21 protein-coding genes and 5 pseudogenes are annotated in these 23,224 nt (G+C 50.6%); 16 read left to right on the top strand and 10 right to left on the bottom strand.

Annotation, left to right across the window (positions count from 1 at the left end; all coding sequences use genetic code 11):
- Positions 1-870 precede the first annotated feature (870 nt).
- The 3 genes and pseudogenes from A3466_RS05865 (at position 871) to A3466_RS05855 (ending at position 4,320) form a co-directional block, all read left to right on the top strand.
- Positions 871-2,036: pseudogene (locus A3466_RS05865) on the top strand (RNA-guided endonuclease InsQ/TnpB family protein).
- A 152-nt stretch (positions 2,037-2,188) separates the two neighbouring features.
- Positions 2,189-3,355, top strand: a complete 1,167-nt coding sequence (gene sopA, locus A3466_RS05860) for a plasmid-partitioning protein SopA (RefSeq protein ID WP_046620222.1) — start codon at positions 2,189-2,191, stop codon at positions 3,353-3,355.
- Positions 3,355-4,320: a ParB/RepB/Spo0J family plasmid partition protein gene (locus A3466_RS05855; RefSeq protein ID WP_063449798.1), complete on the top strand. Its 966-nt coding sequence runs from the start codon at positions 3,355-3,357 to the stop codon at positions 4,318-4,320. The genes sopA and A3466_RS05855 overlap by 1 nt, the downstream gene beginning before the upstream one ends.
- A gap of 864 nt (positions 4,321-5,184) precedes the next feature.
- Here A3466_RS05855 and A3466_RS05850 read toward each other — a convergent pair.
- Positions 5,185-5,517 (bottom strand): annotated as a pseudogene (locus A3466_RS05850) (DUF4113 domain-containing protein); the annotation flags it as partial.
- A 331-nt stretch (positions 5,518-5,848) separates the two neighbouring features.
- Here A3466_RS05850 and A3466_RS05845 point away from each other — a divergent pair.
- Positions 5,849-6,148, top strand: a complete 300-nt coding sequence (locus A3466_RS05845; protein ID WP_063449796.1) for a hypothetical protein — start codon at positions 5,849-5,851, stop codon at positions 6,146-6,148.
- A 14-nt stretch (positions 6,149-6,162) separates the two neighbouring features.
- Here the strand turns inward: A3466_RS05845 and A3466_RS23645 are convergent, their stop codons facing one another.
- Complete coding sequence (locus tag A3466_RS23645) at positions 6,163-6,768, bottom strand: hypothetical protein (RefSeq protein ID WP_063449795.1); 606 nt, start codon at positions 6,766-6,768, stop codon at positions 6,163-6,165.
- Here A3466_RS23645 and A3466_RS23640 point away from each other — a divergent pair.
- The 3 genes from A3466_RS23640 (at position 6,676) to A3466_RS22100 (ending at position 8,273) form a co-directional block, all read left to right on the top strand.
- Positions 6,676-6,948, top strand: coding sequence for an HNH endonuclease (locus A3466_RS23640; protein WP_245167738.1), 273 nt, complete (start codon positions 6,676-6,678; stop codon positions 6,946-6,948). The genes A3466_RS23645 and A3466_RS23640 overlap by 93 nt on opposite strands.
- A 33-nt stretch (positions 6,949-6,981) precedes the next feature.
- On the top strand, positions 6,982-7,575 hold the full coding sequence (locus tag A3466_RS05835; protein ID WP_063449794.1) for a DUF2913 family protein: 594 nt from the start codon (positions 6,982-6,984) through the stop codon (positions 7,573-7,575).
- 218 nt (positions 7,576-7,793) lie between these two features.
- Complete coding sequence (locus tag A3466_RS22100; protein WP_074160943.1) at positions 7,794-8,273, top strand: DUF2778 domain-containing protein; 480 nt, start codon at positions 7,794-7,796, stop codon at positions 8,271-8,273.
- 442 nt (positions 8,274-8,715) lie between these two features.
- On the opposite strand, the gene A3466_RS23635 is transcribed toward A3466_RS22100, so the two are convergent.
- Positions 8,716-9,711 (bottom strand): hypothetical protein, encoded by a 996-nt coding sequence (locus A3466_RS23635; protein WP_245167734.1) that lies wholly within the window; start codon positions 9,709-9,711, stop codon positions 8,716-8,718.
- Between the two features lie 62 nt (positions 9,712-9,773).
- Here A3466_RS23635 and A3466_RS23860 point away from each other — a divergent pair.
- Positions 9,774-9,866, top strand: a pseudogene (locus tag A3466_RS23860) (DUF2913 family protein); the annotation flags it as partial.
- Between the two features lie 582 nt (positions 9,867-10,448).
- On the opposite strand, the gene A3466_RS05820 reads toward A3466_RS23860, so the two are convergent.
- The 4 genes from A3466_RS05820 to A3466_RS05805 form a co-directional block, all read right to left on the bottom strand.
- Positions 10,449-10,658 carry a hypothetical protein gene (locus A3466_RS05820; protein WP_063449792.1) on the bottom strand — a complete coding sequence of 70 codons (210 nt, stop codon included), beginning with the start codon at positions 10,656-10,658 and terminating at the stop codon, positions 10,449-10,451.
- The gene (locus A3466_RS05815) at positions 10,639-11,268 is read right to left on the bottom strand and encodes a hypothetical protein (protein ID WP_063449791.1); all 630 of its coding nucleotides are present in this window, start codon (positions 11,266-11,268) and stop codon (positions 10,639-10,641) included. The genes A3466_RS05820 and A3466_RS05815 overlap by 20 nt, the downstream gene beginning before the upstream one ends.
- A 412-nt stretch (positions 11,269-11,680) precedes the next feature.
- The gene (locus A3466_RS05810; protein WP_063449790.1) at positions 11,681-12,196 is read right to left on the bottom strand and encodes an NAD(P)H-dependent oxidoreductase; all 516 of its coding nucleotides are present in this window, start codon (positions 12,194-12,196) and stop codon (positions 11,681-11,683) included.
- A 15-nt stretch (positions 12,197-12,211) separates the two neighbouring features.
- On the bottom strand, positions 12,212-13,177 hold the full coding sequence (locus A3466_RS05805; protein WP_063449789.1) for an aldo/keto reductase: 966 nt from the start codon (positions 13,175-13,177) through the stop codon (positions 12,212-12,214).
- A gap of 117 nt (positions 13,178-13,294) precedes the next feature.
- Here A3466_RS05805 and A3466_RS05800 point away from each other — a divergent pair, with 117 nt between their 5' ends.
- Positions 13,295-14,188, top strand: a complete 894-nt coding sequence (locus tag A3466_RS05800; protein ID WP_063449788.1) for a LysR family transcriptional regulator — start codon at positions 13,295-13,297, stop codon at positions 14,186-14,188.
- A gap of 200 nt (positions 14,189-14,388) precedes the next feature.
- On the opposite strand, the gene A3466_RS05795 is transcribed toward A3466_RS05800, so the two are convergent.
- Entirely contained in the window at positions 14,389-15,276 is an 888-nt protein-coding gene (locus A3466_RS05795; RefSeq protein ID WP_063449787.1) for a LysR family transcriptional regulator, read from the bottom strand.
- Between the two features lie 142 nt (positions 15,277-15,418).
- On the opposite strand from A3466_RS05795, the gene A3466_RS05790 reads away from it, so the two are divergent.
- The 3 genes and pseudogenes from A3466_RS05790 to A3466_RS22095 all read left to right on the top strand — a co-directional run bounded on the left by A3466_RS05790 (position 15,419) and on the right by A3466_RS22095 (position 18,266).
- Positions 15,419-16,816: an amidohydrolase family protein gene (locus tag A3466_RS05790; protein ID WP_063449786.1), complete on the top strand. Its 1,398-nt coding sequence runs from the start codon at positions 15,419-15,421 to the stop codon at positions 16,814-16,816.
- 14 nt (positions 16,817-16,830) lie between these two features.
- Positions 16,831-17,304: a DMT family transporter gene (locus tag A3466_RS05785; protein ID WP_063449785.1), complete on the top strand. Its 474-nt coding sequence runs from the start codon at positions 16,831-16,833 to the stop codon at positions 17,302-17,304.
- A 101-nt stretch (positions 17,305-17,405) separates the two neighbouring features.
- A pseudogene (locus A3466_RS22095) lies at positions 17,406-18,266 on the top strand (SMP-30/gluconolactonase/LRE family protein).
- Positions 18,267-18,443: 177 nt separating this feature from the next.
- Here the strand turns inward: A3466_RS22095 and A3466_RS05780 are convergent.
- Positions 18,444-19,400 carry an IS110 family transposase gene (locus tag A3466_RS05780; protein ID WP_063449784.1) on the bottom strand — a complete coding sequence of 319 codons (957 nt, stop codon included), beginning with the start codon at positions 19,398-19,400 and terminating at the stop codon, positions 18,444-18,446.
- A gap of 400 nt (positions 19,401-19,800) precedes the next feature.
- On the opposite strand from A3466_RS05780, the pseudogene A3466_RS22090 reads away from it, so the two are divergent.
- Both A3466_RS22090 and A3466_RS05770 read left to right on the top strand, forming a co-directional pair.
- Positions 19,801-19,887: pseudogene (locus tag A3466_RS22090) on the top strand (DNA methylase); the annotation flags it as partial.
- A 54-nt stretch (positions 19,888-19,941) separates the two neighbouring features.
- Positions 19,942-20,154 (top strand): DNA polymerase III subunit theta, encoded by a 213-nt coding sequence (locus A3466_RS05770; RefSeq protein ID WP_063449782.1) that lies wholly within the window; start codon positions 19,942-19,944, stop codon positions 20,152-20,154.
- A gap of 188 nt (positions 20,155-20,342) precedes the next feature.
- Here A3466_RS05770 and A3466_RS23315 read toward each other — a convergent pair whose 3' ends face one another.
- Positions 20,343-20,546 carry a hypothetical protein gene (locus tag A3466_RS23315; protein WP_063449781.1) on the bottom strand — a complete coding sequence of 68 codons (204 nt, stop codon included), beginning with the start codon at positions 20,544-20,546 and terminating at the stop codon, positions 20,343-20,345.
- A 354-nt stretch (positions 20,547-20,900) separates the two neighbouring features.
- Here A3466_RS23315 and A3466_RS05760 point away from each other — a divergent pair, with 354 nt between their 5' ends.
- Together A3466_RS05760 and A3466_RS05755 are read left to right on the top strand one after the other, a co-directional pair.
- Positions 20,901-21,131, top strand: a complete 231-nt coding sequence (locus tag A3466_RS05760) for a DUF905 domain-containing protein (RefSeq protein WP_063449780.1) — start codon at positions 20,901-20,903, stop codon at positions 21,129-21,131.
- Between the two features lie 76 nt (positions 21,132-21,207).
- A complete protein-coding gene (locus A3466_RS05755) occupies positions 21,208-23,208 on the top strand; it encodes a ParB/RepB/Spo0J family partition protein (protein WP_063449779.1) in 2,001 nt (666 codons plus the stop codon).
- The last annotated feature ends 16 nt before the right edge of the window (positions 23,209-23,224 follow it).

The raw sequence follows: 23,224 nt of genomic DNA, 5'->3' as shown, positions 1-23,224 counted from the left end.
TTTGGATCTAACAGGGATCGTTTTGAGGATCTTGTTGCTGGATCGAATGACTGTATATGTGGATAAACTGCTAAAAATAAACGTAATTCATACTGTTAACCAACGATCATCTTTCATAGTGATACCAAAGCGTAGCTGCTCCCTCCAGCTTCTGTGATATTGCGCTTCCTCGCCTGCTCGCTCGCGTTGCTCGGTCACATGGCTGCGGCGAGCACTGCTAATCTCGTTATCGCTTTTAATCACAATGTCTCATAGAAAAATGCACTACCACTACCAGCGGATGTGTCGGCGGTGCTGATGTGTTCGATCGCTCTAAATAGCAGGCAGAGCCTGCATATGATGCCCCCTGCTCCATCAGTTCACACTGATGGCCAGACAGGAAATGTCAGGAAAGGATGGTTCGTGCAATTTTAGGATTGCTTCTCGATACCCTTCTCTTCAAGTGTTATGCCATGGTCATAAGTGAGTCTCCGTGTTGCGACACTCGCTGTGTCAGTTCGCGTACAAAGGCTTAGGCGCCAGATGTTTAGCCTTGGTCATGCCTTCTTCTTGAAGACATGTTTGTAGTTTTTACTTGCATAGCTGCAATTATATTCATCCAGCCTGTCGACGACCTATCGTTTATAGATACACTATTTTCTTTGCCTTTTTTCATACAGGATCATCGCTATGGGAAGGCTTTCGTCCATACCTATAAAGTTTGCATACTTACAATGTCGACCAGTTTAATTTGAGTAAGGAACACTAATGTATTTACCCGATTTGCGCGTAAAGCCTCGCCCAATGCGGGCGGGGATATAAGCGTTACACCTAACCATTTTTTGACCTCCGTCAGTGCGCCTTACAATTTTCAGCGTATTTTGTAAGACCATGAAGCGCGCATATAAATACAGATTCTATCCAACACCCGATCAGATTGAGCTTCTGGCTCAAACGTTCGGCTGTGTGCGTTTTGTCTACAATTCATCCTGCGCTGGCGAACTGACGCCTACTACGAACGACAGGAGAAAATTGGCTATCCTCAAGCCGATAAGCGACTGACCGCCCTTAAAGCCATGCCGGAATATGCTTTCCTGCGCGATGTTTCAGCCGTGCCACTCCAGCAAGCTATACGCCACCAACAGGATGCGTTTAAAAATTTCTTCGCCGGACGTGCCGCATATCCAGCATTCAGAAGTAAGCGTCATAAACAGGCTGCTACCTTCATGAATACGGCGTTTAAATACCGTGACGGCAAGTTGTATATGGCAAAGAGCAAAGCGCCTTTAGACGTGCGCTGGAGTCGCCCGCTGCCGTCTTCGCCATCCTCGATCACCATTACCAAAGACACAGCCGGACGATATTTTGTCTCCTGCCTCTGCGAGTTTGAGCCTGTATCACTGCCGATCACCGCTTCCACGGTCGGCATTGATGTTGGTTTAAAAGATTTGTTCGTCACCGATACCGGATTTAAGTCCGGCAATCCCCGCCATACCGCTAAATACGCGGCACGCCTGGCGCTATTCCAGCGCCGATTAAGCAAAAAGGTCAAAGGCTCAAAGAACCGCGCCAAAGCCCGCTTAAAGGTGGCCCGACTCCACGCAAAAATTGCCGATTGCCGACTGGATGCCCTGCACAAGGCAACCCGCAAACTGATTAACGAAAACCAGGTTGTTTGCGTCGAATCCCTTAAGGTGAAGAACATGATCCGCAACCCGTCGCTGTTTAAAGCGATAGCAGACGCGAGCTGGAGCGAGTTTACGCGCCAGCTACAATACAAAGGCGAATGGGCAGGGCGTTCCGTGGTCGCAATCGACCAGTTTTTCCCGTCCTCAAAACGCTGTAGTTGTTGCGGCTTCACCATGCAAAAAATGCCTGTTGATGTGCGTAAATGGCACTGCCCTGAATGCGGCACAGACCATGATCGTGACATTAATGCGGCTATCAATATAAAAGCTGCCGGGCTGGCAGTGTTAGCCCACGGAGAGCCTGTAAATCCTGAATCGCATAAAGCGGCTAAGGTTCGGCTCCGTGAAGTGGGAATCCTCGTCCTTTAGGGCGGGGAGCAGTCAAATTGAAACATACATGCTAAAACCTTACCGTTTGAGCTACTTTGCAAAAAATCCATCGATTTGCATATTTGGTATTGCTTTGCTTGTTTTTCCAAGATTTAATATAACTATGCAAAGTTGAGAACAAGGAATATACAATGGGATTAATGGATACACTTGATCAGTGCATATCTGCCGGTCATGAAATGACGAAGGCTATCGCCATTGCTCAGTTTAACGATGACAGCCCTGAGGCAAGAAAAATTACACGTCGCTGGCGTGTGGGTGAAGCAGCCGATTTGATTGGGGTGTCTTCACAGGCAATCCGCGATGCTGAAAAAGCAGGACGTCTTCCCCATCCGGATATGGAGAAACGTGGTCGTGTAGAGCAACGAGTGGGCTACACCATTGAACAGATCAACCACATGCGTGATGTATTCGGCACCCGTCTGCGCCGCCCTGATGATAGCTTTCCGCCAGTTATCGGGGTGGCTGCACATAAAGGGGGAGTCTATAAAACGTCTGTATCAGTACATCTTGCACAGGATCTGGCGCTGAAAGGACTTCGCGTTCTACTTGTAGAAGGTAATGATCCTCAAGGTACAGCATCTATGTACCATGGTTGGGTTCCAGATTTACACATTCACGCCGAAGATACTTTGCTTCCCTTCTACCTGGGTGAGCGTGATGATGCTTCATATGCTATCAAGCCAACATGTTGGCCTGGCCTGGATATTATCCCTTCTTGTTTGGCATTGCATAGAATCGAAACAGAACTAATGGGGCGTTACGATGAGGGTAAGTTGCCAACAGAACCGCATATGATGCTTCGTCTGGCAATAGAGACGGTTGCTCATGATTACGATGTGATTGTGATTGATAGCGCGCCTAACCTCGGGATCGGTACTATAAATGTCGTTTGTGCTGCGGATGTATTGATCGTTCCAACTCCAGCTGAGCTTTTTGATTATACGTCTGCTTTGCAGTTTTTCGATATGCTGCGAGATTTATTGAAAAACGTTGACCTGCAAGGTTTTGAGCCAGACGTCAGAATTCTGCTGACGAAATATAGCAATAACAATGGTTCTCAGTCTCCCTGGATGGAAGAACAGATACGCGATGCCTGGGGAAGCATGGTTCTTAAGAATGTGGTGCGTGAGACTGACGAGGTGGGTAAAGGTCAGATACGTATGCGTACGGTATTTGAACAAGCAATCGATCAGCGCTCTTCGACCGGAGCTTGGCGAAATGCTCTGGCCATTTGGGAGCCTGTTTGTAATGAAGTTTTCGACCGCTTGATTAAACCTCGCTGGGAGATCAGATAATGAAACGTGCGCCTGTCCTTCCCAAAAACACTATAAAAGAAGTCCGTTCCGATACTGAGCAGTCAGTGGCACCTGCTGCACCGATGGTAGATTCATTAATTGCTCGGGTGGGGGCTATGGCTCGTGGAAATTCTATTCTGCTGCCGGTTTGTGGACGAGAAGTTAAATTTATTCTGGAAGCCATACCGGGTAAGAATGTTGAAACCGCATCGAGTGTCTGGTCCGGAAATGAACGTGATCAGGAACTACTGACCGAAGATGCTCTGGATGATCTCATCCCCTCTTTTCTTCTAAGTGGACAGCAGACCCCTGCATTCGGACGGCGGGTGGAGGGCATCATTGAGATTGCTGATGGTAGCCGCCGACGTAAAGCCGCTATCCTTACATCATCGGATTATCGTGTTCTCGTGGGGGATTTAGATGACGAACAGATGATGGCTTTATCCCGGCTGGGTAATGATTATCGCCCTGTAAGTGCTTATGAACGTGGCAAACGTTATGCACAGAGGCTGGAAACTGTTTTCAACGGCAATGTCTCTGCGCTGGCTGAAGCGGAGAATATTTCCCGTAAAATCATCACGCGTTGCATCAACACGGCCCAGTTACCAAAATCTGTGGTTTCCCTTTTTACTCACCCAGGCGAACTATCCGCTCGCTCCGGTGAGGCGCTGTACAAGGCATTTTCGGGAAAAGAAAATTTATTGTTGCAACAGGCACAGCAGCTTCATGAGCAAAAGACAGCTGGTGTTATCTTTGAACCCGAGGAAGTAATCAGCTTACTGACAGCTGTACTGAAAGAGCCATTAGGTAAAAAAGTTAATCTGAGTACTCGTCATCAGTTTGTTCCTGGTGCTACTGCCCTTTACAAAGGCGATAAGGTGATTTTTAATCTCGATAAATCTCGCTTGCCTGAAGAATGTATCAAGCAGATCGAAAGCATACTGCGCGACTTACAAAAGGTTTAGTCTGTTTGGTGCAACTAGCAAGCTTTGTTACTAACTCCCAACATCCTTAATATTTTACATGCTGCTTCGGTATATAGATCCCGAAGCAGCCATTCTCTGTGCCATAGCACCTGTGTAATTGTAAAGAGCTTTTATATTTTTCTATCTCATGGTTAACGCAATCTAAAGATCTAGTTACTGTTACTTTTTCCAGCCAAGAGCCATCATTCCATCTCCTTTCTGCGTGGCGGAACTGCTACGGTAATCTGGCCCGGACTGCCGGCACCGCATCCGAAATTGAACTGGGACCACGGTCCCACCTCCTGTCAGTGAGGCAGAACCGCTCCGGTAACCGGCCCGGACTGCCGGCACCGCACCCGAAATTGAACTGGGACCGCGGTCCCACCTCCCGTCTGCGAGGCAGAACTGCTCCGGTAATCCGGCCCGGACTGCCGGCACCGCATCCGAAATTGAACTGGGACCACGGTCCCACCTCCTGTCTGCGAGACGGAACTGCTCCGGTAACAGTCCCGGACTGCCGGCACCGCACCCGAAATTGAACTGGGACCACGGTCCCACCTCCTGTCTGTGAGGCAGAACCGCTCCGGTAATCCGGCCCGCACTGCCGGCACCGCACCCGGAATTTAACTGGGATCACGGTCCCACTCTATTCCGCAATTTCTATCACGATCTAAATTCTGAGTATGTCATCTTTATTCATATTTATAGTGCGTCAGGATATTATGTTCTTTTTGATCCCCGGTCGTTCCTCGCTCACATATGGACTTAACCCTGCCGTTCGGCTGCGGCGAGCACTACTCGTTTTCTCAAAAATTATAATTATCATAATGCTTTCAAAAATCTTGACCATCAGGGTGGGGTTCTTCAACTGATCCTCGCTATGGGAATATCTTCCCAGCGTGTGGTATAGGCCGGAGAAAGCATCTCGCGTTTCATCTGCCATTCAGGAGATATGCCTCGCCCGGCAAACCAGACTTTGCCCTTACCTGAATGATTTATCCCGTCCAGAACTTTCATCAAAGCGTCGCTATGCTTCCGGGACTGCACCTCTTCGAACAAATTGAGCTGAGATATATCGCTCGGTGTAAAGTCGTTCAGCATCACTCCGGCTTTTGCATAGCGATGACCATCGAGCCAGATACGGTCCAAAGCTTTCAATGCGGCGCTTATGATGTCACGAGTATCTTGGTAAGTGATGTCGCTGGAGGTTTAGAGTACACGCCCGTAAGCGGCCCTGACGGCCCGCTAACGCGGAGATACGCCCCGACTACGGCTACGCCTTGTCGTGACCACTCCGACGGCGCAAAAATTCTTCTACATCGCGATTAGCGGGTTAAGGCTTTACAGGTAAGGGGGGGGATAGCGAGCCTCTATAGATCAACCGGCTGCGCCGGGCTACGGCGCCACTAACCATCAAAGCCATATTCAGCTACTTCTGGTGCCTTTATGCGCCTGCGGCGCATGTCCACTGATGGCCTGAGAAGGTGTTAATATTGACCTCTCTAAGATTCAATAAGGTACCCACTCAATGATATCGACAGCCTTAAAACGCTCAAAGGATGAAACTAATCTAGCTAAAAAGCTTATAAGATTGAGCAAAACGCCCGGCGTGAGCTGGTTCTTTGAAGCGCATCCGGAATTCGAATGGCTCGATTTTAGTGCACTAGAAGCATGGGAATGCTGGCTTAGAAAAGAATTATCAAAAGAAGACTTTGAGCTTTATGAAGAACTTTATAGCGCTAAATGTTCCGATATGAAATCACTCATAGAAGCAATATTGATAGATGCTAACCGCATTCCACAGCTAGGTAACGTTGATGGTTATTAATAGTGTAGGAACTTTTAGTATTTAGGTGAGTAAGAGTTAGCGAGACGATGAACAGAAAGCAATTTATATAGAGTCAGGGCGCCACATGTAAGAACTGGAACTGGAGCTGGTCTTTCATCAACCACGACCGTCAGATAGTTATTTTTGGTGCCTGGGACACCGAGCGCGAGCAGGGACGCGCGGTTATCCTCCGCGAAGAATGGGAATTCAGCGCTAAAAAAAAGAGGCTCCCTGGGTATACACAGGCTATCGAGCATCTCGGCTACCTGAACGAAGGATACGAGCTGTACACCTTCAACATGATTCACTCGCCAAAGCTTGATAATCCTGACGTGGCGGCGATCAAAGGCTTTGAACATCGAATTGAAAAACGTTATCTCCGGAAGGAAGGGCGCGTCTGGTATGCCGATACTGTCGGTCATACTTATCCGGACGAACTCACAGTTCCGGAACAGTACACTGAAGGTGCCCGAAAGGTCATTACCGTCAATGCCTACGAAAGAAGTGCTGAAGCCAGGAAAGCCTGTATCAGGCATCATGGAACAGTCTGTAAGGGCTGCGGATTCGATTTCGAAAAAACCTACGGGGACCTGGGCAAGGGCTTCATCCACGTCCACCATATCACGCCCCTGAAAACTATTGCCGAGAGCTATAAAATAGATCCGGTCACGGATCTGGTTCCTCTGTGTCCTAACTGTCACGCAATGGTGCACAGATCGAATGAATCCAGACCATTGTCGGTTGAGGCGCTGCGCCGCATAATCGACGAAGCCAGAAAACGGGTCGGTGCTACCGGCTAGTTAGCGTTTAACGTTTGTCAGGATGATTAAGAATTGAGAAACAGGGATAAGACCGGCCATCTGGCATGGTGCGCACTTGTCGCATTGCAGTTGGCCCATCAGGACGGGCTGATTAGCTCTGAATCGCAGGAAAATCTTTTCATAACGCGCTGGTTTGCACTGGCCAAAAAGCAGCGTCGTTTCTCGCGTGATCTGGCCACCGACATCGACTGGATACTGAACCAGGGGCGGACGCTGGGTATACATGCCCGCCTCAGGCAAAAGCTGGACTATATCTGGCGCAGCTGCAACGGTGAACTGCTGGAGCAAAATGATATGTTCCGGCTGACCTATGCCATGGAACTCCTGATGGAGCATGCCTGGGTCTATCAGGCCCTTAGCGACAGAGACTGGACTGGCCGGCACCGAATCCAGACCTCGGGATCAGTAAACAGCATCTGTCTTGTGAAAAGCGCTCTGGATATCGCCTTCAATGAAGAAGGGAAACAGATATTACCGGTGCCAGCCAGAATTAGCGGGCAGGTTGAAGCGCTCAATGAGTTGCTGAAAAGCTGTGGCTGGGTAGCCGTTCCTGAAGGAGATGAATCCCTGCCCCACCAGTTTACGCTGATGGCCAGACAACGATAAAGAAAACTGAAAACAGGAAGTCCTGGCGCGCAGCTGCACTGTTTGAGTGCTGGCAGGCTAATGAAATAAAAGCAGTCCCCCCCTGTCATCAGCGTGACGGTCAACGGCTGTTGCTGTAAATCACAACCGGCGGTGGAGTGATGTTAAAATTAAAAATGGACTAATACTCATTTGCTTTACAAGGAAAATTTGTTGTTAATGACGCTACCTTTAGCCCTTTGACGTTCTATGGCATAGGCACATTTCTGGCTTATTCCGGTCATGACCAATACCGGAATCGTGCGGGATGTATTGGTGTCCCTGATAATGGTCCAATTCCTGACGGCCGTTATCACGTAGTTAATCGCCCTTCCGGAGGATGGAAAGGGGTTATTCGTACTGATCTCCATGATTTTTATTCATGGCCGACTTCAAGGCCGGTGATCAAGTATGAGTGGTTTGCTCTGTATCGCGATGACGGGAAAATTGACGATCACACATGGGTTAATGGTGTTGAACGGGGGAATTTCCGTTTGTATCCCCCTGGTCCTCTTGGGATATCCCTGGGATGCATTACGTTGCAACGTCGCACTGACTTCATTGCGATTCGACAGGCATTAATGTCAACGCCGCAGATCAGGCTGCCTAATGGTCTGATGTCTTATGGAACGATTGAGGTGATCTTGAATGGCCGCGAGACGCGTCCCGACGGGATTTAGAATTCTGATTTGTGTCGCTGTATTTGCACTGACATTTCTTTTAGTTCGGCCGTCAGATCCTGCGACGCAAAGCCAGATTGAATTCTGGAAGATGTTAGCCGGACTCTTTGGTGAGCGGGATGTTGAAGGGTTCGTCGGTATCTCTCTGCTTGTCATTTGCTCAGTTGTTATGGTTATAGCATATCAACTTATCGTCCGCTTTATTGAAAAACGTCTGAACAAATGAACTGAATTGAAAAGGATCTCCTAGAGATCCTTTTGCGAGGCTGGCCGCTACCTGATCCGCTGAGGTTGGATTATCATCCTCGTCTCACTCGGACAACCGGGTGACTTCCCCCTGAGTAAAGGGCTGACACCGGGAAGATGCCTTTCTTAGTTCAGCAGCTTTTTCTTTATCATAATTCCGATCCCATGGAACGAAGCGGAGCATATTTTTGTAGGGTTACCTTATGGACTCGGGACACAGCAATTTCACGTTGCTGAGTGAGTAAACCATAATGCCCTTTACGCTGAACCTTTTTTCGTCGCCGGTCCGGACTCTCTGCCATTCTTCATTAGCGAAGTGAGAGAAAGGAATTTTAGTTTCATCAATCTGAAAACGTCTGCTTTTCCAGTCTGAAATACCTGCGAGCGACATTGTTTTATCAACCAGCACCGGATAAAAGGATGGGACGTACATGCAGGTCAAAAGGGACCAGAGTAAAATGGTTATGACTCCAAACCTTATGAACCAGATACTGTTTCGGACGGTAGGTTCGGTAACAACATACACCGCGCCCGGAAATAACAGGAGCATTCCCAGCAAAGCAACCAACACGGACACTTTCAGTATCGTTGTAATGTCGTCTCCGGCAGCTTTTTGGTCTATCCAGCCCATGACAGTATGAAAACCGAAGGAAAAATACAGGGCAATAACCACAAGAAGAAGAGCCGGGCTAGCGGCGTAAAGCGTCAGGGCCGTCTTGATGCGAAGTTTTGAAGACTGATATTGCTGGGCAATGCTTACGGACTTTCTCAGAAATAAATAATTAATCAGAAATACTGACATCAATCCTCCCAGCAGGCATGTCCAGTCAGTGAGCGTTTCATGAGTGGGATAGCTGACTGAGGCATAGGCCCAGCCAAAGAACCAGAAAACTGTAACGGGGATCGAAAGAATTGCAGAGAGCGTTACTTTTCTTTTTATGTCATTGTAGTTATGAAGTTTTGGAGCACTTTCAGGCACGGAAATGCTAAGAATTATCGAGGGTAGGAAGAAAATAACTGCAAATGCGGCCAGGGTCAGCATCAGAAAAATGAAGACGAAATTAAAAATGGCTGAACCCGAGATATTTTCAGTAAACAGAGAGGCATTATCAAAGGAGCCGAGATAGGTTCTGATAATAACAATAGACATAAATGGCGGCATCAGGCTGATGAGCCAGGCAGATTTTTTCATTGTTGCTCCTTAGGTAAATAGTTCGTCATGGATAATTAATCCAGTCCGAAAAATAGTAAAGCTGTGGCTGGATAGCCCTTCCTGATGGAGATGCCTCTCTGCCCCACCAGTTTACGCTGATGGCCAGACAGGGAGTGCCAGAAAAGAGGGATTAGTGTCGGATCTGAGCCAGTTAGGGAGCTGGTACCTCTGTGCCCGAATTACCACGCGATGGTGCACAGAGGGAACGCAGCAAAACCGTTAACTGTAGAAGAGCTTCGCTTAATCATTAAAGATGCCGCTATGTGCGAGCTTTCCGCAGCGGCCAGTTGAGGTTGGCTTCAGCGATGGAAGTAGTCCTCACCAATAACTGCAATCATCTTTTTCCTGTCCATGAGCCTGTATGTTTTGTTCTTTTTTAAACCTCTGATTAATTTGGTCATCTGCCGGTTCTGACCTATTGTAAGCACACCTGTTTTAGTTAGGGTGTGTCAAAGTGGGAAGCATAGTGTGTCGAAGTGGGTATTAGAGGCTAACCTTGCCGAGGGTGTGTCGAAGCGGGCATGTTAGCGTTTGTAGCGCATCTTACTTAATCAGTGAATGATTTATGACGCCGCCTCTGGTCTGTAAAATCAACTATTCTTCCCTCTTTGACCCACCGTAATTATTTTCCCGTTTCAGCCCACCCAGGGTTAAAGGTCCCACTTCGACACACCTGGACCTACTTCAACATGTATGAAAGTCATACCACTTCGTATTCAGCGCCGATCTTTTTTTTCGGCGATTAGATACGTGAGGCCATAAAAAACGAGGCCGACAATCAGGACGAACAATGGCCAGATAACACGCATAATCCCTTCATTGAGGGTGGCAGTCAGGAAAATACCCATCACCATTGCCATTAAAACAAGTCCCCCCGACACTTCGGCGATGAGTTTACGGAGCAGCCTAATAATTTTCGATGGCATTGATAAATTCTCTTGATGCGGAAGGATTTTTACGAAGCATTTCTCCCATTTCAATGAAATTCTGAAGGGGTTCTTCAAACATGAAATAGAGCATGTCGTAATCGTTTATCCGTAGTTTTCGCCACAGTTCAGGATTTTGCATCTGAAGACGCCTGGAGGCTTCACAGGCCCGGGAGATGACACCCTGCGCGATGACTCCGCCAGTAAGGCCGCCAGTAAGGCCGCGCAGCGCTATGCGAGACATGAACGACAGCATTACTCCGCCAACAACCTTTGAGCCCAGATAAGATGAAAGTGACAGCTGCGTGGTTGTGCGGCTGGTCATTGAGGTCGCGCTTCCAATCAATTTGTCATGAACCTTTCGAAGCACGGGATCGGGAAGGTATTGCAGAGAATCGTTGATGATGATTTTTACGATTTTTGTTATTTCGTTTCTGTCTTTGAAAGCCCGATAGACAGCACGACCCACCCGAATGTCATCCTGCATGTTTCGCGACTGAATTCGTCTGCTTCCATCCGAGAAGTTCAAATCCTGAAAAGTGCGCTCCAGTCCCAGATAGAAATCCATCGGTACCGAAACCACACCTGATACGATTGAGTTAGCCAGCATTGTAACGTTCAATCCTTTACCCCGTATGCTGTGTCGTCTGATGGTAAACAGTAGAATATTGTAACTATCAGGGCAAGACGCATGTGGCAGACCGACTTCAGTGTCCATGAACGCCGTGCCGCTACTGTAGCCGGGCCGCTTCGTATGCAAGCAACTGTCTTATGCGTGGGCTGGGCGGGGGCCGTTATGAGCGAGCAGCGGACATTGCTAATAGCGTTCTGTGTCTTCGATGGGGAGCAGATAACTTCACCCGTTATCCTGGAAAAAAGCGTAGGGAGGGGGGGTTGTGTTTGCTGAGGGCCCTCACAACAGCCATCTGCAGCCATAGTTGTGCAGGTTGCCGCAATTATAATCCTCAGCGACAACCAGCACATGTGAGTGTTTTAAGAATTGAAAGAATGCATGTTGCTTATCAGACTAATACCGCTTTATAGCGTTCAGCCTGTGCAGCAATTTCTCCGTCGGTGATCGTCGCACTTCCGCCAGTAATAAAAGGCTTGAGATAATGCATACCCAGATACCCGGAGATTGTTTCAAAGGACAGCAGATATTCGTTTACCGTATGACCGGCTGCGCCATCAGGCTGATACGCAGACTCAGCACCACCGAGCGAAACTGCCAGCATGAGTTGCTTGCCGCGCAGTGCCTGTGTTTCGCCACCATGTGACCAGCCGTAGGTCAGTACATCATCAAGCCACTGCTTTAGAAGTGGCGGCGTGCTGTACCACTGCATCGGGAACTGCAGCACAATACGATCGGTATTTTCCAGCGCAGCCTGTTCAGCGGCCACGTCGATTTTACCATCCGGATACATGTCATACAGATAACGCACATTAATATCGGGCAGTGATGCTGCACTTTTTGCCAGCGCCGAGTTAACACGGGACAGATGAATGTTGGGATGGGTAACAAATACGGTTGTTTTCATTTCGATCTCTTATTTTTAAAAGAATGTTTCGTCAATTTGAATCTTGGATAAAGCTTCATTGATGTCATTTAATTCAGCGTCACTGAGCTGAACATTTGCAGCATGAAAATTCTCTTCCAGCCGGTGTAATTTCGTTGTTCCCGGGATCGGCACGATATAAGGCTTCTGAGCCAGTTCCCATGCGAGGACAACCTGTGCCGAAGTTGCGTTGTTTCTAAAGGCAATGTAAGCGATTAGCTTAAGAAGCGACTGGTTATTTTTCATAACTTCAGGTTTGAAGCGCCCCATCATGCTCCGGTAATCGCCTTCCCCGTAGGTTGTATTAACTGTCACCTGACCACTCAGGAATCCATTACCCAGCGGGCTGTATGCCATAAAGCCAATATCAAGTTCATCGCAGACTTTAAACAGATCCTGCTCAGGCTTACGCCACATCATCGAATACTGATCTTCAACTGCGGTAACCGGGCAGACTGCATGGGCACGCCTTATGTAAGATGCTGGCGCATTGGATAGGCCCCAGTACTTTATTTTGCCTTCCGCGATCAGCTCTTTCATTAAACCCGCCACGACTTCCGGCTCAACTTTTGGATCAACACGATGCTGATAAAACAGGTCGATATGGTCGGTTTGAAGGCGATTGAGTGAACCGTCCAGTTGCTTTCTGACAGACGCTGGACTGCTGTCTAACACTGGCACCAGTTGACCATCAATAGTTTCCATCCCGGTTACACCGAACTTGGTCGCGATGACGACGCTGTCCCTGTGTTTTTTGAGCGCAATGCCCAGAAGTTCTTCATTTTCAAAACCGTAAATAGGGGCAGTGTCGAAAAGGTTGCAACCCAGCTCCACGGCCTTATCTATCAGCTTTGTTCGTTCACGGATTTCAACTGAATAGCCATAGCCATGATCCATGCCCATGCACCCCAGTCCCATTTCCGATACGAGAAGCCCCTGGCTCCCCAACCTTCTCATTTTCATAGTGAATCCTGACTTTTCTTAACGCAGCGATGATTTTGAGCGGTTAAGTATATGGCTGGATTTGTTGCTTAAAAATTGTTAATTTTGAAAGTAAGAATTGCTAAAATAACAACAATCATGAATAAACTAGATGCGCTGAAATTTTTTGTTGCCGCTGCAGAAACGATGAATTTTCGTGAAGCAGCGGTCAGACTGGCCATTTCTCCTTCAGTGGTGACGCGCACTATTGCTGAACTGGAAAATCAGCTCGGCGAGCCACTTTTTAAGCGGAATACCCGATCTATTGTGCTGACCAGCTTTGGTGAGCTCTTCCTGCCTGGAGCCATGCGTTTGCTTGAGGATTCAGAGGCCCTGTTTCAGACGGCCAGAGATGACAATGAGATGAAGGGGATTGTGAGGATCACCCTGTTTCGCTTTCCCGGGCACGAACAGGTACTCTATGAGCTATTGACTGCGCTTCGTCCTTATCCTGAGCTGTTTATAGACTGGCGGCTGGACATGATGAAGCTGGATACTGTTCAGCACCGCCTTGACATGGGGATCCGTATTGAGCGGGAGCCAAATCCGAACTTTATTATCAGGCCCATTACGCTTGTTCATCACGCGCTGATGGCATCACCCGGGCTCATTGAGAGGCTGGGGGCGCCGGAAAATTTCGACGATCTGCGCCAGCGCTATCCTTTCAGTGGCCTGTTGAACCCTGAAACCGGCAAAGTATTCGAATATATGCTCGATGGCGTCGATACTTTTGTACCACGACATCTTGAATTTATTACTACCGACTCCCAGTCTGAGATTCAGGCTGCATTAGCCGGTAAAACAGTGATCCAGTCGAGTAATCTGGCCTGCAGGGACTATCTCGAAGACGGCAGGCTGGTGAATGTTTTACCGGAACTAAAACTGGAAACCTGGCAGCTTTATCTTTACCGGCCCTATCAGACCCTTGTACCGCAACGCATCAGGACCGTCTTTCACATCCTTGAGGATATTTTACTCAGACATTTCAGTTAAAAGAGATCCCGGATGCGGTTGGCGTTCTTAGCCGGAGGCGTTCCTTTTAAACCGGAGAATTGAATTTTTTGGGTACAGCTCTTTATCTGTGAAGCGGCCGTTCCGGAATGGACGCATCCGCGAAGCAAAGCCTGCAGTCCTGCCAGGTTCCCTGAATACTGCTGACTTTTAATGTGCTACGGGTGGATGTAACAGACATATCAACTTAAGATTTCATCTATCCAGTCTGCAAATGCGCGTACTGCGGGTGAAAGAAAACGCTGATGGGGATAAAGTAATGTGACAGGAACAGACGACGGTTGCCAGTCGGCCAGGACTTCAACCAGCGTTCCTTGCTGCAGGTGTTCTGCTACAACGTTTTCAGCAAGCTGCGCCAGTCCGAACCCTTCGAGGCACATTTTTATATAGAGTCCCGTCTCGTTGACGGCTGCCTGCCCGCTGACGGATACGGACAGCGTTTCTGTTCCCTGCACAAAACGCAATTCGTCTGTACGTCGGCTTTGCCCAGAAAAATAATGTATAGCCCTGTGATGAGATAAATCTTGAGGTGACTGTGGAATACCATACTTTCTGAGATAATCGGGAGAGGCACAGGTGATCCAGCGGAACTGCCCAAGCGGACGGGCAACAAGTGTTGAGCTAAGCAACTCTCCGGTTCTGATCACGCAATCCACACCTTCCTGAACCAGATCGACCTGCCGGTCGCTGACGCCGATCATCAGGTAAATATCAGGATACCGGCGGTAGAATTCTTTCAGATTTGGCATAACGATGAAATGGGCGATACCCCCGGGCATATCAACGCGTAAGCGGCCCCGGGGGCGCCTGTTCGAATCAGTCAGACTGGCTTCAGTATGTTCAATTAAGGCAAGAATTTCCCTGCATTGCGCCAGGTATTGCAGACCTTCAGACGTAAGGCTGACCCGCCTTGTGGTCCGGTTGAGCAGACGCACCTGCAGATATTTCTCCAGGTTTTTGATTGTGCTGGTGACAGTAGAGGAAGGCAGGGACAGTGTTTCCGCTGCCCGGACAAAGCTTCCAGCCTCAGCCACCCTTAAAAAAACCTGCATAGCCTGAATGCGATCCACCTGACTGCTCTCCTGAATATTGTGTAACGTTGTTAATCATTATTATTCGTTAATTTTGAATTATAAAAACGCGTTAGTCATCTTTTTCATCTTAATCGGGAGGCGTATCGTTTTCCTTCTTAATCTGAAAGAGACGATTACAATGACCAATTACAACAGAAATATTGTTAAGAAACAGACGGAAAACCCGCCGGTAACGCTGATTCGCGGCGCAACCATACTGAGTATGGACGATAGCGTCGGTAACATTGAGCGCGGTGACATTCTCATCAACGGCTCAATCATTACCGCCGTTGGTCAGAACCTTGACGCGCCAGGTGCTCGTGTCATTGATGCCAAAAATATGATTGCCATGCCTGGGATGGTTGATTCTCATCGTCACGCCTGGGAAGGTCAGCTACGCCGCATCAACCCCAACGCCACCTGTCTGGACGACTACAGCAACGCCACGCACTTTTCGTTCGCTAAATATTACCGTCCTGAAGATATCTATGTCGGCAACCTGCTGACGGCGCTGGGCGCGATTGACGCGGGTATCACTACGATGATCGATAACTCGCATAACAGCCGTACCGCAGCGCATTCCGACGCTGCAGTCGAGGCTCTGCTTGATAGCGGCATTCGCGCCATTCATGCTTCCGGTGCACCGGTTGCGGGTGAATGGGATCGTGCACACTGGCCAGGTAACTGGCAGCGTCTGCAGGAAAAGTATTTCAGGGATAACCCAGAGGGTCTTGTGACTTTGGGGGTTATGGCTCAGCTGGAGCCAGAATTATGGGCTGAAGCGCGCAGGCTGGGGTTGCCGATCGTGACCGAATTCTTTGGTGCTGAGATGGCCTCCGAGCTTGAATCTCTGCATCGGCAGGGTCTGCTTGGCCCGGACAATATTTTCAATCACTGCACGGCACTGCCTGATGAAGGCTGGGAAATCCTGCGAGAAGCCGGTGTCCGGGTGAACGTCTGCCCGCGCTCAGATTCCCACTATGGTATCGAAAGCGGGATGTTTGCAATAGAGGCCGCTCGGCGTCATGGCATCACCCCGGGCCTGAGCGTGGACAACGAAACGTCCTACAGCACCGATATGTTCATGGAAATGCGCGTCGCGTTCTATCTGCAACGAGTAATGGGTATGCATAAGCAGCACTGCTGTGATTCAGCTTATTCGCTGACCACACTTCCCGCTGTGCAGTTGCTTAAATCGGCAACCGTTGATGGTGCGGTTTGTGCCGGACTGCAGAACAAAACAGGAAGCCTGACGCCAGGCAAACAGGCTGACCTGATCCTGATTAACGTGGCTGACCTCAACCTCTATCCAAACGGGAATGCGTTTGGCACGGTGGTGCATGCTGCTGAACGCAGCAATATCGATACCGTGATGATTGGCGGGCGCATCGTCAAGCAGAACGGCAAAGTGCTGGGGGTGGACAGCGAGCGCCTTCGCGCAGCCATTGATGAATCACGCGAACACCTTTTTGCGGCGGCAGGGTATGAGCCAGACATCTTTGCGGAAAAATTCCTGCCGATTATTCAGTCAAACTGACAGAGACGAACAGCATGAGCGCGATTTATTACGTAATAGCTTTTGCAGCAGGTCTGGGTATTACCCTGCAGACGACACTGAACAGTCAGCTTGCAAAAGGGCTGGGCGGGGATCCGGTCGCCGCCGCGTTGTTTTCCTTTACGGCGGGGGCGTTCAGCCTCGGAATTTACTCATTGCTGCGAGGAGGGTTATTCACCTCACTTGCCGCCATTCCTTCTCAGCCTGTATGGAGCCTGGCGGGCGGACTGATTGGTGCCTGTGCATTATTTAGTTATGTTGTACTGGCACCGAAAATCGGTTTTTCAGCCCTGCTCGGGCTGGCGATTGTCGGACAGCTACTCTCATCTCAAGTAATCGACCATTTTGGCCTATTGGGCGCGGTAAGGCGGCCAGTCTCGCTGCTAAGACTGGGAGGTATGCTGGTCATGCTGGCCAGTCTCGCCATTATGCTATTTGGCGATCGACTTTCTGAACGTTTCATGAATTAAAAGAATAAATTGACTTGCTCTTTGAGGACGTCAGCCCTGTTGCAGACGTCCTCATGTATTTTTCTTAACGCAACACGTACTGTTTCCACACTGGAGAAAAAATGTTTTCAATTGCAGCTAATGTCAGGAATTCGCTAGGTGAGTGCCCCCTCTGGTGTGAAAGAACACGCAGAGTTTATTGAACCGACATCGAAGGCAGTGAACTTCTCGCCTTAGAGGAGGGATCAGGTATTGTGATGCGATGGTCTCTACCTGAACGACTAGGATCCTTTGCTTTTACCGAAAAAGATGATGTGCTATTGATGGGGCTTGCATCCCGGCTTGGCTTCTATGAGCTCAGTACAGGTAGTTTCACTAAAGTTGCAGACTCTCCAGGGGATTCGGGCACTCGTATAGGTGATGGTCGGTGCGACCGTTTTGGTAATTTTATATTTGGAACCATGGATGATAGTTATCCTGTTAAAGCCGTCGATCAATTTCACAGACTCAATTCGGTAAAAATGAGTATCGAGACACTTTCCCTACCAAGGGTGGCTATCCCCAACAGCATTTGTTTCAGCCCTGACGGTGACACAATGTATTACAGCGACTCTATGCAGGGCCGTATATTCTGTTGCGACTACCCCTCTCTAAACAACCAGCGAGTGTTTACAGAAACAGTGGGCAAAGGGGCGCCTGACGGGGCATGTGTGGATGCAATGGGCTATTTATGGAATGCCGAATGGGGAGGAAATCGTCTTGTCCGTTACAAGCCCAATGGAACGACTGACACTATACTGCCTTCCCCCGGAATCCTGTGCACCTGTCCCACCCTGGCAGGTGAAGAATTCACAACGCTTTATTGCACCAGCGCAAGCGTGGACCTTCCTGAACCATCAAAACATGATGGCGCGTTGTTAAAGGCTAACTCTGCAGTATTTTCCGTTTTACCTGAGAGTCGGTTTTCAACATATGAAATGTAACAGTCTTGTCCTTCATCCGTAAACGTGCCTTAACCACAAGTACTGTCGTTAGCGTTGCATCGACCCGTTGAACTCACAGCACTTAGCGGACTTTACTCATCTATTATTCGATACAAAACTCGTCAGGTTCACTGACAATGATCCTGATGTCATATACTCGACTCAGTGGATTATTTTTTATCTGAACGAAGCATCCCACTTTTCTCCCTTCCTGACCATGGTGTTTAAAATGGTGATCAGTTTGCGCATGCAGGCTACCAGTGCGAGTTTTTTGGGGTTACCGACGGTAAGCAGCCGTTGATAGAACATTTTAATGGCGGGATTAAACTGCGTGGCAACAAGAGCCGCCATGTAAAGCGTTGCCCGGACACCGGCCCTTCCGCCAAAAGTGGTTCGTCTACCCCGCATTTTTCCTGAATCCCGGTTCAGGGGAGCTACGCCAGTCAGTGCGCTTATCTCCCGCCGATTAAGTTTTCCCAACTCCGGCAGCTCAGCAATCAGAGATGCGACAGTGACTTCACCAACACCTTTAACGCTCCCAATCAACTCGGCCTGTTCCATGAAAAAAACTTTTACGTGCTGCTTCATCTCTTGACTGATGTGGTCGAGCTCGCTTTCTAGCGCATTAATAATGTTATCGATGCTCTTACGACTTTGCGGATGAGAGGGATAGCGTCTATTACGCTCGGCGACGAGCATGTTATTCAGCTGGCGACGACGGACGACCATGGCGGTAAGTACGGCGCGCGCTTCGTCCGGCAGGACACGGATATACCGGCTGCGGTCAGGATGACGATCGATGATCTGAGCGAGCTGTGCCAGCATGGCGGCATCAAGCTTATCTGTTTTGGCCAAATATCCCATTGAGCGGGCAAAGTCTCTGGCCTGACGGGGATTGATAACAACAACCTCATATCCGGCGGCCTGTAAGCAACAGGCTACCGAAGCTTCCAGTCCCCCGGTCGCTTCCATGAGTATCAGCGAGATCTTCGATTCTTTCAGCACTTTGAGAATCGCCATGAACCCGTCCTCATCGTTACTGGCAGAAAAAGGAGAGAATTCTGTCGTACCAGCAATATCCAGCGACATTTTAGCAACATCGATACCGATGCAGTGTTGATTTGGCTGACTCATGGTGCCCCTCCTTACGATACGAAATTGTTTTCATTCAACTGTACGGGCTAGTGATGAGTGACTCAGCTCATGCGCGGGACGCTTGCATGCGGGTTGAATGCCCTCGGGTTCGCACGTGCTGCATGAGCTTTGCCAGACCTACAAATGCAGTTTATACCATCTTCAAGATATAAGGGTTCGCTCTGCCGGTGTCCTCACCCGGTCGCAGTTTCCTTCAAAGGCATTATCCGCTGTCTTCCCGTCGTTTTCCGTCTCAATTTTCGCCGTCAAACCGTCCAGCCAGCGCCTGCTTTTTTACTGCGCTGCGGCTTGCGGCACCGCCCCTGCATTCTCCGCTTTTCGCCCGGCTGTCGTATCGGCACGGCGTAACTGGCGCCGCATTTGAGAAAGGAGAAACAGTATGTCCCGATACGTCCTCGGCAATTGTGTTGAAGTTATGTCCGGTTTCCCGGACAAGGCCGTCGATCTGATCCTTACCGACCCACCTAAAAACGAAAGGGTGCTCCCACCGAAGGAGGTGGGAGCACCCTTTCGTTTTTAGGTGGCCGTGGACCTGGTGGCGTCAGGCGTGGCGTACAAAGAGCGCCTGAACCTGCCGGTCGTCGCTGAGGTCGTGGCCAGAGAGCAGCCGGAGCATCTCCGGGAGTATTTCATGGAGCGGATGCGGCACTACCGCATGCTCAGTGCGCAGCTGCCGAACGCAAACGATCCGAGGTATACAGAAATGGCCGAAGCCAGTAATAAGCCTAAGTAAGAAAATCAGATTTTTAACAGTAATTAGCCCTTAGCCGCTGTGTGGGCTCAGTGTAAAATACAGATGCTATCCCCGAGAGCGCAGTTGTAGAGCCTTATCTATAGCCATGTATATAAAAAGATGTTGAAAATGGTTGCATGTTTGCCGGGCTTGCCCGGTTTTTTTTTACGCGGCGTCCGGGCGGGCTGTCATGCTCCGCACAGAGCCAGCCAAGCTGTCTCTGCCCTCCGGGCTTCCATCCCATGACGCAACACCCCGCTTGCAGCAGCCGTTCCGGCTGCGCCGCTCAGTCGCGCCGTCTCCTGCGCTTCCGGCATGGCATCGATTAAAACCAACGGCATCGATGCCATGTAAGGCGCAACGCCGTTTCGCCGCGCGCGGCTTCCCGTCATTGCGGCGTGTCCCTGCTCATCCTCAGGGGGGCCTCTCGCCCGCCTGAGTTCCTCCTCCGGGTGCTGATAACACCACAGTCCTCCTTGCTGTCCAGGGGCGGCAGCGCCTTTCGCAATAAATTTTTCCCGGCCATTCCGCAGAGCTTCATTAGACCGAAAAAAATTTCCCGCTCACCCCGGACATCTGCCTCGGCCGGTGGCGTTTACGCACCTGCGGCGAAGGTTCTCAAACGGGTGAGGTGTTTTATCCCCGGGATGGTTCAGCAGGTCCCCGCAAAACGTCAAAACCGCGGCTCCCGAAACTCAACGGGTGACGGGTTTAAGGGCAAAAAAATACTGAAAGGGAGGTTTTAAATGAGCGAGGCGCTGGCGGTGTTACCCGACGACACCTTTACCCGCGAACAGGCTGAGGCCGTTGCGTCGCAGTACGACAACGTCGCGATCGAGGACGATCAGGGGACGCATTTTCGTCTGGTTGTCCGCAAGGACGGGGAAATGGTGTGGCGCACGTGGAACTTCGGGCCGGGCGGCACGTACTGGCTCAACCGCTATATCGCGGAATACGGCATCCGGAAGCCGCAGTAAGAACGTAAGAAGGTGCCCTGCCGGAGCGGGCAACTCCGCAGGGCCGGACAATTATCAACACGGAGAGGTATCAACAATGTCTGTAGCGAATGTTAAAGCAAAAGCACCCAAAAAAGCGAGCAACAAAAAAATCACGAAGGCGCAGGAGGCTGCCCTGAAGGCCGCCCTTGAGGCCGCCGAGGTCGAGTACGTTCCGCTGTCCGATCTCGTTAAATCCCCGCTTAACGTGCGCACTATCCCGTACTCTGTGGACAGCGTTCGCGGTCTGGCCGACTCCATTGAGACGCTCGGGCTGCTCCAGAACCTGATTGTGCACACCCTCGCAGACGGTAAATCCGGCGTGGCCGCAGGTGGCCGCCGTCTGACGGCCCTGAATCTGCTGGCGCAGGAGGGGCGTCTGCGTGATGGCCACACCGTCATGGTCAGGCGCGTCTCTGAAGATATTGCAGCGCTTGCCTCGGTTGCCGAAAACGAACAACGTGCCGCCATGCACCCCGCCGAGCAGATCGCAGGTTTCCGTACGCTGGCAGAGCAGGGCAAAACCCCCGCGCAGATTGGCGACGCCCTCGGATTCAGCGCCCGCCACGTCCAGCGCATGCTGAAGCTGGCAAACCTCGCCCCGTCCCTGATGGACAGGCTCGCGCAGGATGAACTGACGGTCGAGCAATGTCAGGCGCTCTGTCTTGAGGACGATCATGCCCGTCAGGTCGAAGTGTTCGAAAGCGTGAAGGCCAGCTGGTCAGGCGCACCCGCACACCTGATTAAGCGCGCCATTACCGAAACTGAAATCAGCACCGACAGCGCTAAGTTCCGGTTCATCGGACGTGATGCCTACGAGGCGGCGGGTGGCTGTGTTCGCGAAGATCTGTTCAGTCAGGAAGAAGGCGACGGCACGGCTGACAGCGTACTGGTTGATCGTCTGGTGCAGGAAAAGCTGGAGCGCATCGCGCAGGACATTCAGCAGCGGGAAGGCTGGGCATGGAGTCGCGGACGCGCAGCCCGCATCTGGTACTACGGCGAGGACGGCAACGAGTTCGTTCAGCCCGACGAACCCGATCCGGTCTACACCCCTGAACAGCAGCAGCGCCTTGACGAACTGCATGAGCAGTGGAGCAGCTACGACTCCCGCTGTGACGAAACTGACACGCTGGAAGCCGAAATCGATGCGATCGAACAGGCCGCCGCTGTCAGTGCGTGGACTGACGAAATGAAGGCCGGAGCGGGGGTGATGGTCAGCCTGTACGAAGGGCAGGTGTACGTGCAGCGCGGGGTGCGCCTGAAAGCTGACGAGCCGGAAGAAACCGAAGAAAGCAGCAGCGGTGCCACGGTACCGTTCACCTCGCGCCAGCCCGATGCAGCAGAGGGGATCAGCCTCCCGCTGCTCACGAAAATGTCCTCCGAGCGTACGCTGGCGGTACAGGCCGCGCTGATGCAGCAGCCTAAAAAAGCGGTGGCGCTGATGGTCTGGCGCCTGTGTACCAGCGTATTCGCCGGATGTGGAACTGCAACGCACCCGTTCCGTATCAGCCTGACGGTATCTCACAGCAGCCTCACTGAGAATGCCCCGTCCGGAAAGAGCGGCGCAGCGTTTGAGATGCTCATGACCGAAAAAGCTCGCCTGAAAGCCCTGCTGCCGGAAGGCTGGGAGAAGGACTTCACGACCTTCTTTGCCCTGAGCGGCGAGGTGCTGATGTCGCTCATGGCCTTCTGTACAGCCTGTTCCGTGGACGGTGTGCAGACCCGCGATATGGGGCACACCTCTCGCAGCACCCTCGATACGGTCGAAGCGGCAATCGGATTCCACCTGCGAGACTGGTGGCAGCCGACGAAGGAAAACTACTTCTCCGGCCTGAAGCACCCGCAGATTGTGGCTGCCCTGAACGAGGCAGGACTGACGGGCGCTGCGGGAGACGCGGAGAAGATGAAGAAGGGCGACGCCGCAGCGCATGCGGAGCACTTCATGCAGCACACCCGCTGGGTTCCGGCATGGCTGAAAGGACCGGAGCCAGTCGCTGAAGCCGACGCTGATTCTGATACTGACACCACCGACACCACTGACACGGCACAGGCCGCCTGATAACGGAACGCCGCCC

Origin of the sequence: Enterobacter genomosp. S (assembly GCF_001631805.1) — a bacterium.
GTDB lineage: Bacteria > Pseudomonadota > Gammaproteobacteria > Enterobacterales > Enterobacteriaceae > Enterobacter > Enterobacter quasihormaechei.
The sequence above is the reverse complement of the archived record's forward strand: the minus strand, read 5'-3'. Positions and strand labels throughout refer to the sequence as shown.

Bases quoted from the DNA above. Each gene is read 5' to 3' on its own strand.
- A3466_RS05815 (WP_063449791.1), bottom strand. From the start codon at position 11,268: ATGCTGGCTAACTCAATCGTATCAGGTGTGGTTTCGGTACCGATGGAT.
- A3466_RS05805 (WP_063449789.1), bottom strand. From the start codon at position 13,177: ATGAAAATGAGAAGGTTGGGGAGCCAGGGGCTTCTCGTATCGGAAATG.
- A3466_RS05855 (WP_063449798.1), top strand. From the start codon at position 3,355: ATGAAACGTGCGCCTGTCCTTCCCAAAAACACTATAAAAGAAGTCCGT.
- A3466_RS05790 (WP_063449786.1), top strand. From the start codon at position 15,419: ATGACCAATTACAACAGAAATATTGTTAAGAAACAGACGGAAAACCCG.
- A3466_RS23645 (WP_063449795.1), bottom strand. From the start codon at position 6,768: ATGGTGGACGTGGATGAAGCCCTTGCCCAGGTCCCCGTAGGTTTTTTC.
- A3466_RS05800 (WP_063449788.1), top strand. From the start codon at position 13,295: ATGAATAAACTAGATGCGCTGAAATTTTTTGTTGCCGCTGCAGAAACG.
- A3466_RS05780 (WP_063449784.1), bottom strand. From the start codon at position 19,400: ATGAGTCAGCCAAATCAACACTGCATCGGTATCGATGTTGCTAAAATG.
- A3466_RS05810 (WP_063449790.1), bottom strand. From the start codon at position 12,196: ATGAAAACAACCGTATTTGTTACCCATCCCAACATTCATCTGTCCCGT.
- A3466_RS05820 (WP_063449792.1), bottom strand. From the start codon at position 10,658: ATGCCATCGAAAATTATTAGGCTGCTCCGTAAACTCATCGCCGAAGTG.
- A3466_RS05760 (WP_063449780.1), top strand. From the start codon at position 20,901: ATGAGCGAGGCGCTGGCGGTGTTACCCGACGACACCTTTACCCGCGAA.
- A3466_RS23315 (WP_063449781.1), bottom strand. From the start codon at position 20,546: ATGACGGGAAGCCGCGCGCGGCGAAACGGCGTTGCGCCTTACATGGCA.
- A3466_RS23635 (WP_245167734.1), bottom strand. From the start codon at position 9,711: ATGAAAAAATCTGCCTGGCTCATCAGCCTGATGCCGCCATTTATGTCT.
- A3466_RS05785 (WP_063449785.1), top strand. From the start codon at position 16,831: ATGAGCGCGATTTATTACGTAATAGCTTTTGCAGCAGGTCTGGGTATT.
- sopA (WP_046620222.1), top strand. From the start codon at position 2,189: ATGGGATTAATGGATACACTTGATCAGTGCATATCTGCCGGTCATGAA.
- A3466_RS05755 (WP_063449779.1), top strand. From the start codon at position 21,208: ATGTCTGTAGCGAATGTTAAAGCAAAAGCACCCAAAAAAGCGAGCAAC.
- A3466_RS05845 (WP_063449796.1), top strand. From the start codon at position 5,849: ATGATATCGACAGCCTTAAAACGCTCAAAGGATGAAACTAATCTAGCT.